Here is a 3,879-nt window from a genome sequence, read left to right on the forward strand (position 1 = left end):
CTACACGACGCTCTTCCGATCTTCATACTGTGAGCAGTCATTTTCGTTATAGAGACAGATATACGGATTACATTCTGTATAATTTTATGAAAATTTTAGATAACAAGAAAAGTTTTCTATTTTATACTAGTGATCACGGACAGTTTTTAGGAGAAAACAGCGTCTATTTTCACGATTCAGACTATATAACGGGTTTGATTGCACAGACTTTATACTCCAATATTTATTTGGTTCTCAGCACCTTGGATTAAAATTTAGGATAGCACTGAGTTAGACAATTATACAAAATACCTTAATCAACAAACTAACCACGACTACATTTTTCACTTAATCCTAGCTTGCAGTTTTATTAGCTTACCACTGATTAATAAGCAACTAGGTTTGTGTACCTAAATTGTAGATTCATAATTTAGCAATCTTGTTAAATAAAGCTACCATATTAAGAGCTGCTTCTGCGGCATCACGTCCCATATTAGCTTTTACTCCGTTAATTCTTACTTCTGCCTGTGCTTTATTCCTAAGCGTTAAGATTGAGAAAATTAGAGGAATCTCACAGGATAAAGCTACTTCTCTACAACCATCGGTTACATACCGACAAACATATTGATAATGGTCCGTCTCACCAAAAATGACAGCTCCTATGGCTATTAAAACTTCATATCTCTTAGTTTTAGCAAGTTTTTTACAAGTAACAGGGATTTCCACAGCCCCTGGTACTTGAAAGATTTCTATATCAGTTTCTAAAACCTGAGCGTTTTTTAAATAATTCAGTACTTCATTAAGCATTTTCTGAGTAAATTCTAGGTTAAATAAACTTTGTATAATTGCTATTTTCATATTTTTTCCTTTTCTAGTTAAAATCATAATAAATGCCCCATTTTCTGCTTTTTAGTTGCTAAATAAGTTTTACTCTCAGCAAAACTTTCTACAATAATAGGAACCCTTTGTGTTACTGTAATTCCACATTTTTGTAGCTCTTCTATTTTAAGAGGGTTATTAGTTAATAATTTAATTTGTGATTTACCTAAAATATGTAAAATTTGAGCAACCTCTAAATATTCTCTGGCATCCTCAGGCAACCCCAAAGATAAATTAGCCTCAATAGTATTCAAACCTTGTTCCTGTAAATTATAGGCTTTAAGTTTATTAACCAAACCTATGCCCCTACCTTCTTGGGGGGCATAGATTAATATTCCTCCCTTTTTTCCCAATAAATCTAAACTATAATTTAACTGCCGATTACAATCACATTTTTTAGAAGAAAAAATATCACCGGTAGCACAACAAGAGTGTACCCTTACCAAAGGAACTTTTGTTATTTGTACTATACTTTTTAATACTATATAATTATTAATTTCATCAAATTTATACCCAAATACACTACAATTAAAACTTCCGTGTTGAGTAGGCAACAATGCTTCTGATTTTTTTTCTATTAAAGGTTGATATCTCGTCTTATAATATGCTAAAGCCTCAATTGTAACAATCTTTAAACTGTGTTTAGTTGCAAAATCTTCTAATTGTTTGCCCTTTGCAACACTGCCGTCATCATTAAGTATCTCACAAATTACTGCTGCAGTTTTTAAATTACTTAATGCCATTAAGTCAACACTCCCCTCCGTATGACCTTTACGGGTAAAAACTCCTCCTTCCCTTGCTATTAGAGGAAAAACATGCCCGGGAGAAACTATATCTTTAGCAGTAGAATTATCATCAAGTAGTGCTTTAATAGTAATTGCTCTGTCTTTGGCTGATACGCCACTACTAACACCTTTTGCTGCTTCAATAGAAATACTAAATGGTGTTTTGAATAAGGACTTATTCTCTGCCACCATAGGTGGTAGATTAAATTTTTTAGTATAATCAGAGGATAAAGCTACACAAACCAATCCTTTGGCTTCTCGCATGGCAAAAGCAATTTTTGTACTTTCGGCAAATTCTGCCGGAAAAATTATATCTCCTTCATCTTCCCTATCTTGTTTATCTTTTAAAATCAACATCTTAGCACTTTTTAATAAAGATATAGCCTCTGCTACCTCACAATATAAGTTATTATTACTCATACTCCCTCCCATATTGCTTTACAATATATTTTGCTAAAATATCTACCTCTATATTAACTACATCCTTAAGTTTTAAATTCTGTATTCTAGTAACAGCATAGGTATGAGGAATAATCATAATCCTAAATTCATCTGCCCTAATATCTACTACAGTTAAACTTACTCCGTCAATAGCAATAAAACCTTTTGTAACTATATATGTAGCTAATTCTATAGTCTTAAGCTTAAACTTAAAAAAACGTGCTATTTCATTATGAGTAATTGCTATAACTTCTGCTGTACCATCAATATGTCCTTGGACAAAATGCCCGCCTATTCTAGTAGTAGGCAACAGAGCCATTTCTAAATTTACCAAATCTCCTTGTTGTAATAAGGCAATATTAGTTAGCCTTAAAGTTTCTCCTACTGCCTCAACTTTAAAATTAGAACCTTGCAATTCTACCACTGTTAAACAGACTCCATTCACGGCAATACTATCACCTTGTTTAAGATTTGCTAAAGGTTTTAGGCTTTTTATTACTATTGCCTGCCCACTTATCCCTATTTGTTTAATTTTTACAACTTCCCCTATTGTTTCTACTATTCCACTAAACATGATAACATATCCTTTGAGATTAATAACTAGGTTTTGCACTAAAATAATGATTATTGGCAAATGTGTCTAAGCTCTGCCATTGTAAAACTGTTTTTTCTCCAGAATTATGAAAAAAATACGGAGCCAAGTAACATTCCACCTTATTAACCAACTGAGCCTTAAAAAACTTCTCATGAGTATACATGCCACCCTCTACAAGTAAACTATCTATTTGTTTTGCTCCTAAATAAATTAGTAGTTCTTCTAAAATTATGTGCTCGCCATTATCTTGCTCTACTATTAAAACTTCTACACCTTTATTACGAAGTTTATCTAAAAAGTTTTGTGAGGCTTCTTTAGTTGTTACCACTAAAGTGGGACTTTGTTCTACATTAAAAAGATTCAGAGTAAGATCTAATTCTCTATTTCTGGTTAAAACTATTCTTAATGGAGGATTTAGTGGTTTTATATTACTATAACGTGTATTTAATAAAGGATTATCCCTAATTATAGTTTTACTTCCCACTAAAATAGCTCCTACCCTACTTCTAGTTAAATGTACATGTTCCAAAGATTTATTATTAGAAATAACTGGGGAGTATTTAATTTGGGAAGAGTTTTTAGGCACTGTAGTGTAACCGTTAATTGAAAGAGCCCACTTAGCAATTACAAAGGGTTTTTTATACTGAATATAATGAAGAAAAATTTCATTTTGCTCTTTAGCCTGATCTGCCATTAATCCTATCTTTACTTCTATGCCGGCTGCTTGTAATCTTTTAACTCCGGAACCATTTACTAAGGGGTTAGAGTCTAACATGGCTATAAAAACTTTTTTTACTTTAGCTTTAATCAGGAGATCTGCACACGAAGTAGTGCCTGTAAAATTCGTTTTTGCTTGGAGTACACAAGGTTCTAAATTAAGGTAAACTTCTGCCCCTTCAGGATCAATAATACAATTTTCTAATGCCTCAGCCTCAGCATGGGGTTCTCTGTATTTGTTATGATATCCTGTTCCAATAATTTTTTGATTTTTTACAATAACACAACCAACCATAGGATTAGGGGTACAAGTATATCTACCCTTTTCAGCTAAAGATAGTGCTATTTTCATAAAATACTGCGGAGATAACTTCATCTTTGTTCACCAATTATATAAATTATCACTAACTTTAGGGCAGAACAATGAGTATGAAAAATATAAATTGATAATATTTACCTCTAAAGATATTATCTTCAAGAATT

At 32.3% G+C, this 3,879-nt stretch carries 5 protein-coding genes; 1 reads left to right on the top strand and 4 read right to left on the bottom strand.

Annotated elements, in window-relative coordinates:
• Window positions 1-29: 29 nt before the first annotated feature.
• Complete coding sequence (locus ACQCX0_RS00605; protein ID WP_462562149.1) at window positions 30-251, top strand: sulfatase-like hydrolase/transferase; 222 nt, start codon at window positions 30-32, stop codon at window positions 249-251.
• 151 nt (window positions 252-402) lie between these two features.
• Here the strand turns inward: ACQCX0_RS00605 and ribH are convergent, their stop codons facing one another.
• Genes ribH through ribD form a run of 4 tightly spaced genes read right to left on the bottom strand, consistent with a single transcriptional unit; the run spans window position 403 to window position 3,772 of the window.
• Window positions 403-837, bottom strand: a complete 435-nt coding sequence (ribH, locus tag ACQCX0_RS00610) for a 6,7-dimethyl-8-ribityllumazine synthase (protein ID WP_462562141.1) — start codon at window positions 835-837, stop codon at window positions 403-405.
• Window positions 838-860: 23 nt separating this feature from the next.
• On the bottom strand, window positions 861-2,063 hold the full coding sequence (ribB, locus tag ACQCX0_RS00615) for a 3,4-dihydroxy-2-butanone-4-phosphate synthase (protein WP_462562143.1): 1,203 nt from the start codon (window positions 2,061-2,063) through the stop codon (window positions 861-863).
• A complete protein-coding gene (locus ACQCX0_RS00620) occupies window positions 2,056-2,658 on the bottom strand; it encodes a riboflavin synthase (protein WP_462562145.1) in 603 nt (200 codons plus the stop codon). Before ACQCX0_RS00620 ends, ribB begins: the two co-directional genes overlap by 8 nt.
• A 19-nt stretch (window positions 2,659-2,677) precedes the next feature.
• Window positions 2,678-3,772, bottom strand: coding sequence for a bifunctional diaminohydroxyphosphoribosylaminopyrimidine deaminase/5-amino-6-(5-phosphoribosylamino)uracil reductase RibD (ribD, locus tag ACQCX0_RS00625; RefSeq protein ID WP_462562147.1), 1,095 nt, complete (start codon window positions 3,770-3,772; stop codon window positions 2,678-2,680).
• Window positions 3,773-3,879 lie beyond the last annotated feature (107 nt).

The sequence above is a fragment of the Candidatus Hepatincolaceae symbiont of Strigamia maritima genome, assembly GCF_055505085.1.

Coding starts and splice junctions, on each gene's coding strand:
- ribH (WP_462562141.1), bottom strand. CDS start 837: ATGAAAATAGCAATTATACAAAGTTTATTTAACCTAGAATTTACTCAG.
- ribB (WP_462562143.1), bottom strand. CDS start 2,063: ATGAGTAATAATAACTTATATTGTGAGGTAGCAGAGGCTATATCTTTA.
- ACQCX0_RS00620 (WP_462562145.1), bottom strand. CDS start 2,658: ATGTTTAGTGGAATAGTAGAAACAATAGGGGAAGTTGTAAAAATTAAA.
- ribD (WP_462562147.1), bottom strand. CDS start 3,772: ATGAAGTTATCTCCGCAGTATTTTATGAAAATAGCACTATCTTTAGCT.